This is a genomic window from Luteibacter sp. 3190 (assembly GCF_031456385.1).
Classification (GTDB): Bacteria; Pseudomonadota; Gammaproteobacteria; order Xanthomonadales; family Rhodanobacteraceae; genus Luteibacter.
In genome coordinates, this window is the sequence record NZ_JAVDUO010000001.1 from 1,908,965 (window position 1) to 1,924,641 (window position 15,677).

Here is a 15,677-nt window from a genome sequence, read left to right on the forward strand (position 1 = left end):
TTCCACGCTTACCCCGGAGTTGCATCCATGCGTCCGTTCTCCCTCGGTGAAGACCTCGACCTCCTGCGCGAAAGCGTGCACGCCTTCGCGGAGAAGGAGATCGCGCCGCGCGCCGACCGCATCGACCGCGAGAACGTGTTCCCGGAAGACCTCTGGCGCAAGTTCGGCGACATGGGCCTTCTTGGCGTGACCATTCCCGAAGAGTTCGGCGGCTCCGGCCTCGGCTTCCTGGCCCACATGATCGCGATGGAGGAGATCTCGCGCGCGTCCGCGTCCGTGGGTCTTTCCTATGGCGCGCATTCGAATCTGTGCGTGCAGAACATCTACCACAACGGCAACGACGCGCAGCGGCGCAAATACCTGCCGAAACTCGCCAGCGGCGAGTGGGTGGGCGCGCTGGCGATGAGCGAGCCGGGCGCCGGATCGGACGTGGTCGGCTCGATGAGCTGCCACGCGGAACTCGTCGGCGACGTGTGGGTGGCGAACGGCAGCAAGATGTGGATCACGAACGGCCCCGACGCCGACGTGCTGCTCGTGTACATGCGCACGGCGCCGCGTCCCGCGGGCAGCCGCTGCATGACCGCCTTCATCGTCGAGAAAGGCATGAAGGGCTTCTCCACCGCCCAGAAGCTCGACAAGCTCGGCATGCGCGGTTCGAACACCTGCGAACTGGTGTTCGACAACTGCGAGATTCCCGCCGAGAACATCGTCGGGGAGGTCAACGAGGGCGTGCGCGTGCTGATGGGCGGCCTCGATACCGAGCGCCTCGTGCTCTCCGGCGGCCCGATCGGCATCATGCAGTCGGCCATGGATCTGGTGCTGCCCTACGTGCGCGAGCGCAAGCAGTTCAACGCGCCGATCGGCACGTTCGGCATGATGCAGGCGAAGGTCGCGGACATGTACACCGCGCTGCAATCGTCGCGTGGCTTCGCCTACATGGTGGCCCAGCAGTTCGACAACGGCGTGAAGTCGCGCATCGATCCCGCCGCCTGCCTGCTCAACGCGTCGACCAACGCGGTGCAGGTCGCGCTCGAGGCCATCCAGGCGCTCGGCGGCAACGGCTACATCAATGAATTCCCGGCCGGCCGGCTGCTCCGCGACGCGAAGCTCTACGAGATCGGCGCCGGCACCAACGAGATCCGTCGCATGCTGATCGGCCGCGAGTTGTTCCACGGCAAGTCCTGAAACGACCGATGCGATAACCGATGTCCTGTGGGAAGCCCGCTCGCGGGCTTCCCACATCCGATTTTCGACTTACCACTTCATCCGGAAGGTCGCGCTCGCCGAGCGCGCGTGATCGCGATCCGCGAAGCGCTGGTCCACGTCGAACCCGACCTGCGTCCGGTCGCTCACGTCCCATCCGAGCGTCATGCCCGCCGTGCCGGCGCGACGCGACAGACCGATGCCGTCCACCGGCGCCCACTGGGCGATGCCGGTGTAACGCGCGGAGAACACTTCGCCCTTCGTGGCGAACGCGTTCTGCCAGCCGAGTTTCGCATCGAGGTGCAGCTTGCCCATCGACGTGAACCACGAGGCGCCGGCGCGCAGGCCGAAGCCGGCCTGCCAACGCGAGGTCGTCTGCCCGTTCGCGCTGAGGCCGAAGCCCTGGCCGCCCGTTTCCTCGAAGGCGTCGCGACGGATGCTGGCGTACTGCACGTTGGCGAACGGCGTCAGCGAGAACGCGCCTGCATCCGTACGATAACCGACCTCGCCGTAAGCGACGTTGTAGTGCCCGGTGTTGTCGCCGCCGGCGAACGCGGCCTGATCGCCGAAGCGCAGCAGGCGTTGCGTGTTCCCGCGGAAGTTGCCGAAGCCGAGCCGGCCGACGCCGTACCAGTTGGCGCCACGCGAGCCGGCGTAGAGCATGCTTTCGGTCGAACGGTTGCGCTGGCGATCGAAGTTGCCCGACAGCTGCCCGTTGCTCTGCATCTGCGCGAACGCGACGCCCGCGAAGCCGTTGCTGCCGATGCGGATGTCGTTACCCGCCAGGCCACCGTTGAGCTGGAAGCCGACGTTGCCGAAGCCCGAGCGGCTGAGGCCGCCCTGCCCGTCCAGCGACTGCATCCACGCGCCGCCCGCACCCTGGCTGTCCAGGTGGCTCATCAGCGCGTCGTTGCCCGCCTCGATGCCGGCGAGGGTCACCGCCGTGCTCGCGGCGTAGAGCTGGCCCGAGAGCGATTCGAGCGAGGCGCGCGCCGTCGCCGTGTCGCGCGACTGCTGGATGCCGCCCGCCGCGACGAGCGTGCCCGTCGCGAACGACGTGCCGTTGTCCGCCGGATTCGCCAGGCTCCGGTCGATCTGCTGGAATGCTCCGTCGAGGCGCTGCGCCGACGACTGCGCCGCCGCCGACTGCGTCATGGTGGTGCTGGCGACCTGGCTGACGCTGAGGGTTCGGGTATCGATCCAGACCTCCGTCGGCAGGTACTGCAGCGTCGCGCTGAGGAAGACGAGCGGCGCCATCGTCGTGCTGGTGAACGTGCCGCTGACCGACTGCGCCGTGAGCACCTGCTGGTGCGCCGTCGGCACGTAGCCCGGCACGGCGCCTGCCACGTAGAAGTTGCCTGCCAGCGACGCCGTGCCGCTCACGATCAGCGGCGCGCCCAGCAGCTGCGACAGCCGCCCCGTGGCGGTCTGCGTGTAGTTGCCGTTGATGTGCGTGCTGGTCCCGGCGGTTTGCAGCGTCGCCGAGACGTTCGTGTCCCCCCCGATGTCGCCGTGGACGATCGCCGTCGCACTGTTTTGGACATCGAGCGCACCGGGAATGCCATGCAAGGCTTCCAGCGTCAGGCTCGACCGGACCGTCGTCTTGCCCTGGTACGTGTTGTTGCCGCTCAGGGTCAGGCGTTCGTCGCCCTGCGCGACCAGACCGCCGGCTCCCGAGATGTCGTTGGCGAAGGTCTGGTCCTGGACGTCAACGTTGATCTGGAAGTCGCCCCAGTCGAACTTCGCCGGACCACGCACCGCGCGTCCGACGTTCAGGCGGCCGTAGCCGAACACGGCGTCCGGGCCCGGATCGCCGAGATCGTCCGCGGTACCGAGCAACACATCGCGCACACCCTCCAGCGACAGACCCGGGAACGCCTGCCACACCACGGCCGCGGCGCCGGACACCTGTGGCGCCGCGAACGACGTACCGGCGCCATAGACGTAGCCAACCTTGTCGGCGGTGCTGTCGGGCGAGGTGACGATGACCGTGCCCGGGGCGGCCATGCAGTAATTCTTCGCCACACCGCAGCGATTGGAGTAAGAGGCGATCTTCGTGGTGTCGTCGCTGTCCAGCGCGACCACCGTGATCCAGTGATGCTCGAGGCCACTCGACAGGCTCGGCAGCTTGGCGATGGTCGACGGGTCGGCCTGCCCGTTGTTGCCCGCCGCGAAGACGAACAACGCGAAACCGAAGTTGGCGGCGAGATAGGCGTCCGCGAAATTCGCCGTGGTCTCCGTGTCGCTCTCGGCCCAGTAGATGCCGCCCCAGGAATTGTTGATGATGCTCGCGCCCGCGCTGCGCAGGTCGTCGTTCACGTCATCGAGAGGGTCGGAGGACGTCACCTTGTTGCCCTGTCCCGATCCGTCGTCGGTCGGTTCCTTGTCGGCGATGATGCGCGCCGAGACCAGGGTCGCGTCGGGCGCGACGCCACCGACGAACTGGCCGACCGGCCGCCCCGCCGCCACCTGGGCGACGAACGTGCCGTGGCCCAGCACGTCGGGTACGGCGAGGTTGTTCTTCGACGGGTCGACATAGTTGAACTGCTTGCCGACGCGCCCGGCGAGCGCCGGATTGTTCGGGTTGATTCCCGAATCCGCGATGCCGATCGTCACGCCCGCGCCGGTAAAGCCGGCATCGTGCGCGGGCTTGACGTTGGTCGCGGCGATCTGGACGTCGATCGGCGGCTGCTTGATGGAGGTGCCGGGCGACGAGGGCGTGTTCGGCGTCTTCGGGATGTTGTAATTGGTATTCGCATCCGCGGGGAGGTTGTTCGACGGCACCGAGTCGCGCGGAATGTTCGAGCTGCGGACGCCCCCGCTGCCTCCGCCGCCGCCGCAGGCGGTCAGACCGATACTCACGCAAATGGCGAGCGCGAGTTCGCGCCGACGCGGAAGCTGCACCGTGTTCATGTTTTTCCCCTGACCCCGACATCAATGTCCGTGCCCGCGATCCGTGGGCACCCCTTGGGAGAATGGTGCCACAAGATTTGAGAAAAAGATCAACCCCCTCCTTCCCGATCCGTGCGCTGGCGCACGGAGCCGCCATGCCGCGGCGCAGATTGCCCCGCCACCGGCCGGCTTGCGATACTCGAACGGTTTTCCGCCCGATCGGGCGGCCTTCCGAGCATCACGGAGTCACCATGTCCGACATCGTCATCGCGGGTGCCAAGCGCACCGCCATCGGTTCCTTCCTTGGCCAGTTCACGGGCGTCCCCACCCCCAAGCTGGGCTCCATCGCGATCAAGGCCGCGCTCGAACAGTCCGGCATCGCGCCCGCCGACGTCAGCGAAGTGATCATGGGCTGCGTGCTGCCGGCCAACCTCGGCCAGGCGCCCGCCCGCCAGGCCTCGCTCGAAGCCGGTCTGCCGACCGCCACCGGATGCACCACCATCAACAAGGTGTGCGGATCCGGCATGAAGGCCCTGATGCTCGGCCACGACCTGATCAAGGCCGGTTCGGCGAGCATCGTCGTCGCCGGCGGCATGGAGTCGATGACCAACGCGCCGCACATGGTCGCGGCGCGCACGGGCATTCGCTACGGCGACGGCCAGCTCGTCGATCACATGGCGTGGGACGGACTCACCAATCCGTACGACGGCAAGGCCATGGGCATCTTCGGCGAGCAGTGCGCCGACAAGTACCACTTCACCCGCGAAGAACAGGACGCCTACGCGATCGCGTCGGTCGAGCGCGCGCAGGCGGCGCAGAAGGCGAACGCCTTCGCCAACGAGATCGTTCCCGTGACCGTGCAGGGCCGCAAGGGCGCGCAGGACTTCGCCGAGGACGAGCAGCCCGGCCGCTCCGACGTCGCGAAGATTCCCACGCTGCGCGCCGCCTTCCGCAAGGAAAACGGCACGATCACCGCGGCGAGCTCGTCGTCGATCTCCGATGGCGCCGCGGCGCTCGTGCTGCTTTCCGCGGACGACGCGAAGGCACGCGGCGTCACCCCGCTCGCCCGCATCGTCGCCCACGCCACGCACTCGCAGGAGCCGGAGTGGTTCACCACCGCGCCGGTCGGCGCCATTTCGAAGGTGCTCGACAAGGCCGGCTGGAAGGCCGGCGACGTGGATCTGTTCGAGATCAACGAGGCGTTCGCCGTGGTGCCGATGGCCGTCATGCGTGAACTCGGCGTGCCGCACGACAAGGTCAACGTGCATGGCGGCGCCTGCGCGCTGGGTCATCCGATCGGCGCCAGCGGCGCCCGGATCGTGGTGACCCTTCTCAATGCGTTGACGGCACGTGGGGCAAAAAGGGGCGTCGCCGCGCTGTGCATCGGTGGCGGCGAGGCAACGGCGATCGCCATCGAACTGGTGTGAACCGGATGTCTACGACATAAGGCGGAACGTTTCAGGAAAAGAATCACGCCATGTGCATGGGCTTTAATGCCCCCTGAAGCGACACGGCCCCTCATATAGCTAAGCAATTAGAACTGAGCTATTAATACGCCCGCCTAACGGCATTCCACGGCTAAGGAGAACCACAATGAATTTGACGCGTACCCTTCTCGCCTCTGCGCTCGTCGCGCTTCTGGCAGCTTGCAGCAACGGCGCGCAGGATTCCGCGCAAGACGCCCAGAAGTCGGCTGCAGATGCCCAGCAGCAGGCGGACAAGGCCCAGCAGGCCGCCGACCAGTCGGCCAACGCCGCGACCAACCAGGCTGCCGACCAGGCTCAGCAGTCGGCTGAGCAGGCCAAGGACGCCGCTTCGCAGGCCCAGGCCGCCGCTTCGGCTTCGACCGCCGGTGGCGCTTCCGACGCCGCGAAGGACGCCGCTTCCAACGCCGCCGACCAGGCTGAAAAGTCGGCCGACCAGGCGAAGGACGCTGCCGACAACGCCAAGAGCGCTGCGGACGATTCCAAGAAGTAAGCCCTCGCGCTTGCATGTTGGATCAGGAAACGGCCACCTTCGGGTGGCCGTTTCTTTTGCAATCGCCAGCTCCCACCTCCCATCTCCCATCCCCCGAGCATTGCCGCGCCGCAACGTTCTCCATTAGCCGCCGCCCGCTATCATTCGCGTTTCGTCCTCGCGCGAACGCCTCCATGCCCATCATCACCTCGCAGCTCGATACCCGCTCGGCCGATTACCATGCGGCGAGCCAGCGCCTTCGTAGCCTGACCGACGATCTTCGCGAAACGCTCCGGCGCACGGCCGAAGGCGGCGGTGCGAAAGCGCGCGAAAAGCACGTCGCCCGTGGGAAGCTGCTGCCGCGCGAGCGCATCCGCGCGCTGCTCGACCCGGGCTCGCCGTTCCTCGAAATCGCGCCGCTCGCCGCGCACGACATGTACGACGGCGCGGCGCCCGCCGCCGGCGTCATCGCGGGCATCGGCCGCGTGATGGGCCAGGAGGTCGTGGTGCTGGCGAACGACGCCACGGTCAAGGGCGGTACGTATTTCCCCATGACGGTGAAGAAGCATCTTCGCGCGCAGGAAGTCGCGATGGAGAACCGCCTGCCCTGCATCTACCTCGTGGATTCCGGCGGCGCGTTCCTGCCGTTGCAGGACGAGGTGTTTCCCGACCGCGAGCACTTCGGCCGCATCTTCTACAACCAGGCGCGCATGAGCGCGCAGGGCATTCCGCAGATCGCCGTGGTGATGGGCTCGTGTACCGCGGGGGGCGCGTACGTGCCCGCGATGAGCGACGAGACGATCATCGTCCGCGAGCAGGGCACCATCTTCCTGGGCGGCCCACCGCTGGTGAAGGCCGCGACGGGCGAGGTCGTCGATGCCGAGGCGCTGGGCGGCGCGGACGTCCACACGTCGGTCTCGGGTGTCGCCGACCATTTCGCGGAGAACGACGCGCACGCGCTGTCGATAGCGCGCGACATCGTCGGCTCGCTCAACCGCGTCAAGAAACAGCCGCTGGCGGTGCGCGCGCCCGTGGAGCCGCGCTACGCGGCGGAAGAACTCTACGGCGTGATTCCCGAGGACACCCGCCGCCCGTTCGACATCCGCGAGGTGATCGCGCGCCTCGTCGACGACTCCGAGTTCCACGAGTTCAAGGCGCGCTACGGCAAGACGCTCGTCACAGGCTTCGCGCACATCCACGGCTACCCCGTCGGCATCGTGGCGAACAACGGCATCCTCTTCGGCGAATCGGCGCAGAAAGGCGCGCACTTCATCGAACTGTGCAACCAGCGCAACGTGCCGCTCGTGTTCCTGCAGAACATCACCGGCTTCATGGTCGGCCGCAAGTACGAGAACGGCGGCATCGCGAAGGACGGCGCGAAGATGGTCACCGCCGTCGCCTGCTCCCACGTGCCCAAGTTCACGGTCGTCATCGGCGGCAGTTTCGGCGCCGGCAATTACGCCATGTGCGGACGCGCGTACGGCGCGCGCTTCCTGTGGATGTGGCCCAACGCGCGCATCAGCGTGATGGGCGGCGAGCAGGCCGCGTCGGTGCTGGCCACCGTCCGCCGCGACGGCATCGAGGCCGGTGGCGGTTCGTGGAGCAAGGAAGACGAAGAAGCCTTCAAGGCGCCGGTGCGCGAGCAGTACGAGAAGCAGGGCCATCCGTACTACGCCAGCGCCCGCTTGTGGGACGACGGGATCATCGATCCGGCCGACACTCGCCGCGTGCTCGGCCTGGCGATTTCGGCGTCGCTCAACGCGCCGATCGAACAGGGACGCTTCGGTGTGTTCCGGATGTAGCCGACACCTGAGGAATGTCACCTAAGTCCCCGCCCCATCGACATTCCCTCCGGCCGTGATACCCTCGTCGACCCATGTCCGCCTTCGACGACCGCGCGCCCGCTGAGATCTTCACGCCCTCCGGCCTGAACCGGCTGGTGCGCGATCTGCTGGAGGACGCCCTGCCGATGGGCGTCTGGATCGAAGGCGAGTTGTCCAACGTGGCGCGCCCCGCGTCGGGACACGTGTATTTCACCCTGAAAGACGCCAACGCGCAGGTGCGCTGCGCGATGTTCCGCACGGCCGCCTCGCGGCTGCGCTTCCGTCCGGTCGACGGCATGCACGTGCTGATGCGCGCGAAAGTCGGCCTCTACGAAGCGCGCGGCGAGTTCCAGCTGGTGGCCGACCACATGGAGCCGGCCGGCGAAGGCGCGCTGCAGCGCGAATTCGAGCAGCTCAAGGCGCGACTCGGTGCCGAGGGCCTGTTCGCGCCCGAGCGCAAACGCGCCCTGCCCGCCTTCCCGCGCCGTATCGGCGTCGTCACCTCGCCTTCCGGCGCGGCGATCCGCGACGTGCTGAGCGTGCTCGCCCGGCGCTGCCCGCTCGCCGAGGTCGAGGTCCTGCCCGTGCCGGTGCAAGGACGCGAGGCACCGCCGGCGATCGCCGCGATGTTGCGACGCGCGTCGGCGAGCGATCGCTACGACGTGCTGCTGGTGACCCGTGGCGGCGGCTCGCTCGAAGACCTCTGGGCGTTCAACGACGAGACCGTCGCCCGGGCGATCCACGCGAGCGCGGTGCCCGTCGTCTCCGCCGTGGGCCACGAGGTGGATTTCACCATCGCGGACTTCGTCGCCGATCTTCGCGCCGCCACGCCATCCGCCGCCGCGGAACTGCTCGTGCCCGACCGCGCCGACCTGCAGCGCCGGCTCGACCGCCTGCGCCAGCGCATGGCCACCGTCATGTCGCGTCGCCTGCAGGCCGCCGCGCAGCGTGCCGATCAATGGCAGGCGCGTCTTTCGGCGCAGCGTCCGCAGGCGCGGCTCGCGCGCGATGCGCAGCGCCTCGCGGCGTTGCGCCGCCGGCTCGAGCTCTCCATCGGCCAGTCGAACCATCTCCGCCGCGCGCGCCTGGAACGCTTGCAGGCACGCCTCGCCGCGCAGCATCCGCGCCTGCGCCTGACCCCGCCGCGCGTGCGCCTCGCCGAACTGCGGCAGCGCCTCGCGACCACCATCGAACGTCGCCTGGAGCGCGACCGGCTGCGCCTCGCGCAGCAGGCACGCACCATGCACGCCGTGAGCCCGCTCGCGACGCTGGAACGTGGCTACGCGATCGTGTTCGATCAGCGCGACGCCGTGGTCCGTCGTGCCGGCGACGTCGCCGTCGGCGACCTCCTGCGGGTCATGCTCGGCAGCGGCGAGATCCACGTCCGCCGCGAGGACTGAGATCCCGCGTCGACGGCGGATGAACGTCGCAGGCGCGACACTCCGGCCATACCGACCCCATCGAGGCATCGCCATGCTCGACAAGAGCTACCCCTACTACCTCGCGAACCGCGCGGTGAAGTCGACCCGCAAACTCGACGTCGTCGACAAGTACACGGGCAAGGTCGCGACTCGCGTGGCGCTCCCCGACGAGGGAGCCCTCGACAAGGCGATCGCCGCCGCGCACGCCGCCGCGCCAGCGATGAAGCGGTTCCGCCCGTACGAACGCCAGGCGGTGCTCGAGCACTGCGTCACGCGCTTCACGCAGCGCCGCGACGAACTCGCCTACGCCCTCTGCGTCGAGGCCGGCAAGCCGATCAACGACGCGAAGGGCGAGGTGACCCGCCTCGTCGAGACGTTCAAGATCGCCGCCGAGGAATCGGTGCGGATCAACGGCGAAACGATCAACCTCGAACTCTCGCAGCGATCGGCGGGATACCACGGTTATACGCGCCGCGTGCCGCTCGGACCCGTCGGCTTCATCACGCCCTTCAACTTCCCGCTGAACCTCGTCGCGCACAAGGTCGCGCCGGCGATCGCCGCGGGCTGTCCGTTCGTGCTCAAACCGTCGGAGCGCACGCCGCTCGGCGCGTTGATCATCGGCGACGTGCTCGCCGAAACGGACCTGCCGCGCGGCGCGTTCTCGATCCTCCCGCTGGACGGCAAGCACGCCGACCCCCTGGTGACCGACCCGCGACTGAAGCTCCTGTCGTTCACCGGCGGCCTGGTCGGCTGGGACCTCAAGGCTCGCGCGGGCCACAAGAAGGTGACGCTGGAGCTTGGCGGCAACGCCGCCTGCATCGTCGATGCCGACCAGGGCGATCGCCTCGACGCCGTCGTCGACCGCCTCGTCTTCGGCGCGTTCTATCAGTCGGGCCAGAGCTGCATCAGCGTGCAGCGCATCCTCGTCCACGAAGACGTCTACGACGCGCTCCGGCGCAAGCTGGTCGCGAAGGTGAAGGCACTGAAGGCGGGCGATCCGAAGAAGAAGTCGACGTTCCTCGGGCCCATGATCGACGAGACGGCGGCCGAGCGGCTGGAAGGCTGGATTCGCGAGGCGAGGAAGGCCGGCGCGCGCGTGCTCTGTGGCGGCGGGCGCAAGGGCAGCATGCTCGAAGCCACGCTGCTGGAGAACGTGCCGCGCGAGGCGAAACTGCAACGCATGGAGGCTTTCGGCCCCGTGGCGGTCCTGCAACGCTTCATGACCTTCGACGAAGCGCTCGCGATCGCCAACGACTCGGATTTCGGACTGCAGGCCGGGGTGTTCACCAACGACCTGAGCCACGCCATGCGCGCATGGGACGAACTGGAACAGGGGGGCGTCATCATCAACGACGTCCCGAGTTTCCGCGTGGACAACATGCCCTACGGCGGCGCCAAGTCGTCGGGCATCGGCCTCGAAGGCGTGCGTTACGCCATCGAGGACATGACCGAGCTCCGGCTCATGGTGATGCGGGAGGCCTGAGGTCGCCGATGACGGTCGGGATCAGCTCCGACACCGTCGGATGGATCGGCACCGCCCATTGCAGGGTGCCGATCGACGCATCGGCGTTCATCATGTCGAGGATGCCGTGGATCGCTTCGTCACCGCCGGTACCGAGGATCGCGGCGCCAAGGATGCGCTTCGTTTCCGCATCGGCGACGATCTTCATGAAGCCGTACGTCTCGCCTTTCTCGACCGCGCGCCCGATGCGCTTCATCGGACGCTTCGACACCAGCAACGGCCGCCCGCTCGCACGCGCCTGCGTTTCGGTCATGCCGACCCGCCCGAGCGGCGGGTCCACGTAAAGCGCGTAACCGAGGATGCGGTCGCTCACCTTGCGATCGCCGCCGTCGAGCAGGTTCGCGGCCACGATCTCGTAGTCGTTCCACGCCGTGTGCGTGAACGCGCCCTTGCCGTTGCAGTCGCCCATCGCCCAGACCCCTTCCGCGGTCGTCGCCAGATGGTCGTCGGTGACGATGTAGCCATGCTTGTCCACCTCGACGCCCGCCTTGTCCAGGCCGAGATCGTCGGTGTTCGGCACACGGCCGACGGCGAGCAGCACGTGCGAGCCGGTGACGACGGGCGCGCCTTCGGTACAGTCGACGCCCACCGCCACGCCATCGGCGTGTTTCGCGAGCGTGATGCAACAGGCGCCCGTACGCACCGCGATGCCCTCGTCCTCGAGGAAGGCGCGGATCTCGGCGGAGACGTCCTCGTCCTCCCGCTGCACGAGGCGCGGCCCCTGCTCCACCACCGTCACCTTCGCACCGAACCGGCGGTACATCTGGGCGAACTCGAGCCCGATGTAGCTACCGCCGACGACGATCAGGTGCTCCGGCACCGACTCGAGCGGAATGATCGTGCTGTTGGTGAGGTAATCGACCTCGTCGACACCCGGGAAATCGGGAACGCGTGCGCGGCCGCCGACGTTGAGGAAAACCTGCGCGGCCTCGAGCGTCTCGCCATCGACCTCGATCCGGCGCGGTCCGATGAACCGCGCGTGGCCACGGATCAGCGTGAGACCCGGCATGCCCGCGAGCCAGTCCTCGTTGCCCTTGCGCGAATCGAGGATCACCTTCCGGGCGCGCGCCGCGACGGTCGGCATGTCGATCGTGATCGTGCCGACACCGACGCCGTACTCGGCACCGCGCTGCGCGAGGCGCGCGGCGTAGGCGCTGGCGACGAGCGTCTTGGTGGGCTTGCAGCCGGTGTTCACGCAGGTACCGCCGACGAGGTGGCGCTCGATGAGGGCGACGGTTTTTCCGGCTCCGGTGAGGCGGTTGGCCAGCGCGGGCCCGGCCTGGCCGGCTCCCACGATGATGGCGTCGAACGTACGGGCCACTGTGCTTTCTCCGGAGGCGATGACCCGCCCATCGTAACGGATGGCGGGAAATATGCCTTGCACGAAGCCGCGACGCGGGAATGGTGACCCCGGCCCGATTCGAACGGGCGACCTTCCCCTTAGGAGGGGGACGCTCTATCCAGCTGAGCTACGGGGCCTCGGGATTCCGGCCGGGCGAGCTGGCCGGCGTGCGTATGCTACCGGATGCCTCTCGTGAGGACAAAATCCCGTCGCCGACGGTTCGAAGAAACCGTGAGGCGAGTGCAGGCGCAGCTGGGTTCCGGTCAGAAGGTCAAGGTCAGGTCGCTCGCACGGTCGCCCGCTCGACCTGTCGCTCGTACCTCTCGCGACCCGGGCACCACATCCACCATGTCTTCAGTCTGGTCGACGAAGGGCTGGTGTCCGTGCTGATGATCCGGCCCGATCTGCCCCATCTCGAACCTCTCGACGCGAAGCGCCGCTTTTACACACCGATTCGCGTGGACGGCGCCACGCGATACGCCCATGCTGGTCCCAGGAGAGGGCCTCCGCGGATCAGGCGATGGACCATGCGATGGAGCGCGATCGGATGCTGCTCGCGCTGACGGGAAGCGTGAAGGATTTCACCTGCCCGACGGGACCCGACCTGCTCGAGCGCGTCGCCCCCTTCCACGCCTGGCAGCAGGCGCGCCGCGATCGGTCGCTGTGGAGTTACGGCAAGGCCACGCTTTGCGACTACCTGCAGATGGAGCATGCCGTCCTCTTCCCTACCGGCTGGGCAGCGGGTTACGGCACGATACAGGGCCTCATCCACGCGGACGATCACGTTGTTCTCGACGAGCGCGCGCATGCCTGCCTGCAACGCGGCGCGCGGGATGCGACGCGCAACGTCCATGCGACGACCCATCTCGACACGGCCGCGGTCGAACGAACGCTCGCGACGATCCGCGCAGGCGACACACGAAACGCGATCCTCGTCGTCATCGAGTCCCTGTTCTCGATGGACTCCGACACCCCGGACCTGCGAGCGTTGCAGGACGTCTGTCATGCGTATCGCGCGACGCTGCTCGTCGACGTCGCCCACGACCTCGGTGCCACCGGCGCCGATGGGCTCGGTGCCATCGGCCGACAAGGCATGACCGGGCGGATCGACCTGGTCATGGGGAGCTTCTCGAAAACGTTCGCCTCGAACGGCGGCTTCGTGCTGACACGCTCACGGGCGGTCAAGGAATACCTGCGGGCCTGACCTGCGTGGGAAACCGCTCGCCGATCGTGCCAGTTCCCATCGGCGACGAAGCGCTCGCACGCCTCGTGACGCGCGCATTGCCGGCGCGGGGCGTGATCGCGAACCTCGTCGAATACCCCGGCGTACCGCGGGGCACGGCGCGGCTCCGGTTGCAACTGATGGCGACGCACACTCCCGGGGACATCCGCCAGGCGGCCGACGGGATCATCGCGGCTTTCGGCGACGGCAGCGCAGAGCTGGCAAGCCTCATGGAATGACGCCGCGCCCGGCCGACCGATCCCTGGACGGAAGACGGAGGCGGCTTACCGCACCAGGGAGAGGCGTCTGGGCGGCAGGGGCGGTACGCGCTCCGGTCGCTTCACGTCGCTGCCAAAGGGCCGCCAGATACCGTCTGCTCCCTCGACCCCGATGCCGGCGTCGCCGCCGTCCGCGGACGCGCGGTTGACCGCCGCCTGCAGCGCCTCGAAGCGCGATGCGAAGGTGCCGACGGGCTGTCCGGCGAGGCGAAGCGTCCAGCGCGAGCCGTCGTCGGGGAGGTAGGGAACCTCGTAGACACGTGTCATGGGGCACTCCGTCAACTGGACAAGTTGAGGCAAAGCGTGCACTTGGGCCCGTCTTTGCAAGGTGGTCGAAGGTCGCCGCGGCGCAGACACGGCGCCGACATCCGTCCCGCGCCGCACAACGGGCCGTGAAGGGGGTGTTTGCTAGAATCCCGGTTTTACCCGTGCGCGCGGGCATCCCGTCGGTGCGCCGTCACAGGAAAGCATGATGTCAGCCAAGATTCTCGAAGCGCTCGGTCTCAACGGCAGCGAGTCCGGCACGTACCTCGGCCAGGGCCAGTGGGCCGGCACCACCGATGCCGGGACGCTCAGCCCCACCAACCCGGCGACCGGCGAGGTGGTCGCCACCGTGCACGCCTCGAGCGCCGCGGATTACGAGACCATCGTCAAGCGCGCCCAGGACGCCTTCGCAGTATGGCGCACCACCCCGGCGCCGCGCCGTGGCGAGGCCGTCCGCCTGTGCGGCGAGGCGCTGCGCAGGCACAAGGACGCCCTGGGTTCGCTGGTCGCCCTCGAGATGGGCAAGATCAAGCCGGAAGGCGACGGCGAAGTGCAGGAGATGATCGACATCGCGGATTTCGCGGTGGGCCAGAGCCGCATGCTCTACGGCAACACGATGCACTCCGAGCGCCCGGGCCACCGTATGTACGAGCAGTGGCACCCGGTGGGCCTGGTCGGCATCGTCAGCGCGTTCAACTTCCCGGTCGCGGTGTGGGCGTGGAACGCCTTCCTCGCCGCGATCTGCGGCGACATCTGCATCTGGAAGCCGTCGCCGAAGACGCCGCTCTCGGCCATCGCCACGATGAAGATCGTCAACGAGGCGCTGAAGGAAGGCGGTTTCCCGGACATCTTCTTCCTCTTCAACGACGCGGGCACCGAGCTCGCCGAGCGCTTCGTCGACGACCGGCGCATCCCGCTCATCAGCTTCACGGGCTCGACGAAGATCGGCCGCATGGTCGGCGAGCGCGTCGCGAAGCGCATGGGCCGCAGCCTCCTCGAACTCGGCGGCAACAACGCGATCATCGTCGACGCCTCCGCCGACCTGAAGCTGGCCATTCCCGCGATCGTGTTCGGCGCGGTCGGCACGGCGGGCCAGCGCTGCACCACCACGCGCCGCCTGCTCGTCCATTCCTCGCTGCACGACACCGTCGTCGAGACGCTGGTCAAGGCCTACGGTCAGGTCGAGCAGAAGATCGGCGATCCCACGCTGCCGACGACGCTGATGGGCCCGCTGAACAGCCCCGAAGGCGTGCAGGGTTACCTCGCGGCCATCGAAAAGGCGAAGGCCGCCGGCGGCACGGTTCGCACCGGCGGCAAGGCGCTCACCGACCGCAAGGGCAACTTCGTGCTGCCGACCATCGTCACCGGGCTGAAGAACAGCGACGAGGTCGTGCAGACGGAGACGTTCGCGCCGATCCTCTACGTCATGCCGTTCGATTCGCTGGACGAAGCCATCGCGGAACAGAACGCCGTGCCGCAGGGCCTGTCCTCGGCGATCTTCACGCAGGACCTGAAAGCCGCCGAGCAGTACCTCTCGGCGTCGGGTTCGGATTGCGGCATCGCGAACGTGAACATCGGCACGTCCGGCGCCGAGATCGGCGGTGCGTTCGGTGGCGAGAAGGAAACCGGCGGCGGCCGCGAATCGGGTTCGGACGCGTGGAAGGTCTACATGCGCCGCCAGACCAACACCATCAACTACTCCGACGCGCTGCCGCTGGCCCAAGGCATCAAGTTCGAGTTCTGACGCGAAGAAC

General features: G+C 68.0%; 12 protein-coding genes and 1 tRNA gene. 9 read left to right on the plus strand and 4 right to left on the minus strand.

Annotated elements, in window-relative coordinates; all coding sequences use genetic code 11:
- The first annotated feature begins 27 nt into the window (after positions 1-27).
- On the plus strand, positions 28-1,185 hold the full coding sequence (locus J2X58_RS08660; protein WP_090052399.1) for an isovaleryl-CoA dehydrogenase: 1,158 nt from the start codon (positions 28-30) through the stop codon (positions 1,183-1,185).
- 69 nt (positions 1,186-1,254) lie between these two features.
- Here the strand turns inward: J2X58_RS08660 and J2X58_RS08665 are convergent, their stop codons facing one another.
- Entirely contained in the window at positions 1,255-4,116 is a 2,862-nt protein-coding gene (locus J2X58_RS08665) for a S8 family serine peptidase (RefSeq protein ID WP_310047598.1), read from the minus strand.
- 230 nt (positions 4,117-4,346) lie between these two features.
- Between J2X58_RS08665 and J2X58_RS08670 the strand changes: the two genes are divergently transcribed.
- The 5 genes from J2X58_RS08670 to J2X58_RS08690 all read left to right on the plus strand — a co-directional run bounded on the left by J2X58_RS08670 (position 4,347) and on the right by J2X58_RS08690 (position 10,778).
- The gene (locus J2X58_RS08670; RefSeq protein ID WP_310047600.1) at positions 4,347-5,522 is read left to right on the plus strand and encodes an acetyl-CoA C-acyltransferase; all 1,176 of its coding nucleotides are present in this window, start codon (positions 4,347-4,349) and stop codon (positions 5,520-5,522) included.
- Positions 5,523-5,688: 166 nt separating this feature from the next.
- On the plus strand, positions 5,689-6,072 hold the full coding sequence (locus J2X58_RS08675; protein ID WP_090052390.1) for a hypothetical protein: 384 nt from the start codon (positions 5,689-5,691) through the stop codon (positions 6,070-6,072).
- A gap of 173 nt (positions 6,073-6,245) precedes the next feature.
- Complete coding sequence (locus J2X58_RS08680; RefSeq protein WP_310047601.1) at positions 6,246-7,853, plus strand: carboxyl transferase domain-containing protein; 1,608 nt, start codon at positions 6,246-6,248, stop codon at positions 7,851-7,853.
- 74 nt (positions 7,854-7,927) lie between these two features.
- Positions 7,928-9,274 (plus strand): exodeoxyribonuclease VII large subunit, encoded by a 1,347-nt coding sequence (gene xseA, locus J2X58_RS08685; RefSeq protein ID WP_310047603.1) that lies wholly within the window; start codon positions 7,928-7,930, stop codon positions 9,272-9,274.
- A 73-nt stretch (positions 9,275-9,347) separates the two neighbouring features.
- A complete protein-coding gene (locus J2X58_RS08690; RefSeq protein ID WP_310047605.1) occupies positions 9,348-10,778 on the plus strand; it encodes an aldehyde dehydrogenase family protein in 1,431 nt (476 codons plus the stop codon).
- On the opposite strand, the gene J2X58_RS08695 is transcribed toward J2X58_RS08690, so the two are convergent.
- Entirely contained in the window at positions 10,756-12,138 is a 1,383-nt protein-coding gene (locus J2X58_RS08695; protein WP_310047607.1) for an FAD-containing oxidoreductase, read from the minus strand. The genes J2X58_RS08690 and J2X58_RS08695 overlap by 23 nt on opposite strands.
- Before the next feature lie 81 nt (positions 12,139-12,219).
- Positions 12,220-12,296 (minus strand) — tRNA-Arg (locus J2X58_RS08700).
- Positions 12,297-12,679: 383 nt separating this feature from the next.
- On the opposite strand from J2X58_RS08700, the gene J2X58_RS08705 reads away from it, so the two are divergent.
- Positions 12,680-13,363: an aminotransferase class I/II-fold pyridoxal phosphate-dependent enzyme gene (locus J2X58_RS08705; RefSeq protein ID WP_310047608.1), complete on the plus strand. Its 684-nt coding sequence runs from the start codon at positions 12,680-12,682 to the stop codon at positions 13,361-13,363.
- A gap of 26 nt (positions 13,364-13,389) precedes the next feature.
- Positions 13,390-13,620 (plus strand): hypothetical protein, encoded by a 231-nt coding sequence (locus tag J2X58_RS08710; RefSeq protein ID WP_310047610.1) that lies wholly within the window; start codon positions 13,390-13,392, stop codon positions 13,618-13,620.
- 45 nt (positions 13,621-13,665) lie between these two features.
- Here the strand turns inward: J2X58_RS08710 and J2X58_RS08715 are convergent, their stop codons facing one another.
- The gene (locus J2X58_RS08715; RefSeq protein ID WP_310047612.1) at positions 13,666-13,926 is read right to left on the minus strand and encodes a hypothetical protein; all 261 of its coding nucleotides are present in this window, start codon (positions 13,924-13,926) and stop codon (positions 13,666-13,668) included.
- Positions 13,927-14,131: 205 nt separating this feature from the next.
- Between J2X58_RS08715 and J2X58_RS08720 the strand changes: the two genes are divergently transcribed.
- Positions 14,132-15,667, plus strand: a complete 1,536-nt coding sequence (locus J2X58_RS08720) for an aldehyde dehydrogenase family protein (protein ID WP_310047613.1) — start codon at positions 14,132-14,134, stop codon at positions 15,665-15,667.
- Positions 15,668-15,677 lie beyond the last annotated feature (10 nt).

Coding starts and splice junctions, on each gene's coding strand:
- xseA (WP_310047603.1), top strand. CDS start 7,928: ATGTCCGCCTTCGACGACCGCGCGCCCGCTGAGATCTTCACGCCCTCC.
- J2X58_RS08675 (WP_090052390.1), top strand. CDS start 5,689: ATGAATTTGACGCGTACCCTTCTCGCCTCTGCGCTCGTCGCGCTTCTG.
- J2X58_RS08670 (WP_310047600.1), top strand. CDS start 4,347: ATGTCCGACATCGTCATCGCGGGTGCCAAGCGCACCGCCATCGGTTCC.
- J2X58_RS08665 (WP_310047598.1), bottom strand. CDS start 4,116: ATGAACACGGTGCAGCTTCCGCGTCGGCGCGAACTCGCGCTCGCCATT.
- J2X58_RS08715 (WP_310047612.1), bottom strand. CDS start 13,926: ATGACACGTGTCTACGAGGTTCCCTACCTCCCCGACGACGGCTCGCGC.
- J2X58_RS08705 (WP_310047608.1), top strand. CDS start 12,680: ATGGACCATGCGATGGAGCGCGATCGGATGCTGCTCGCGCTGACGGGA.
- J2X58_RS08660 (WP_090052399.1), top strand. CDS start 28: ATGCGTCCGTTCTCCCTCGGTGAAGACCTCGACCTCCTGCGCGAAAGC.
- J2X58_RS08720 (WP_310047613.1), top strand. CDS start 14,132: ATGTCAGCCAAGATTCTCGAAGCGCTCGGTCTCAACGGCAGCGAGTCC.
- J2X58_RS08690 (WP_310047605.1), top strand. CDS start 9,348: ATGCTCGACAAGAGCTACCCCTACTACCTCGCGAACCGCGCGGTGAAG.
- J2X58_RS08680 (WP_310047601.1), top strand. CDS start 6,246: ATGCCCATCATCACCTCGCAGCTCGATACCCGCTCGGCCGATTACCAT.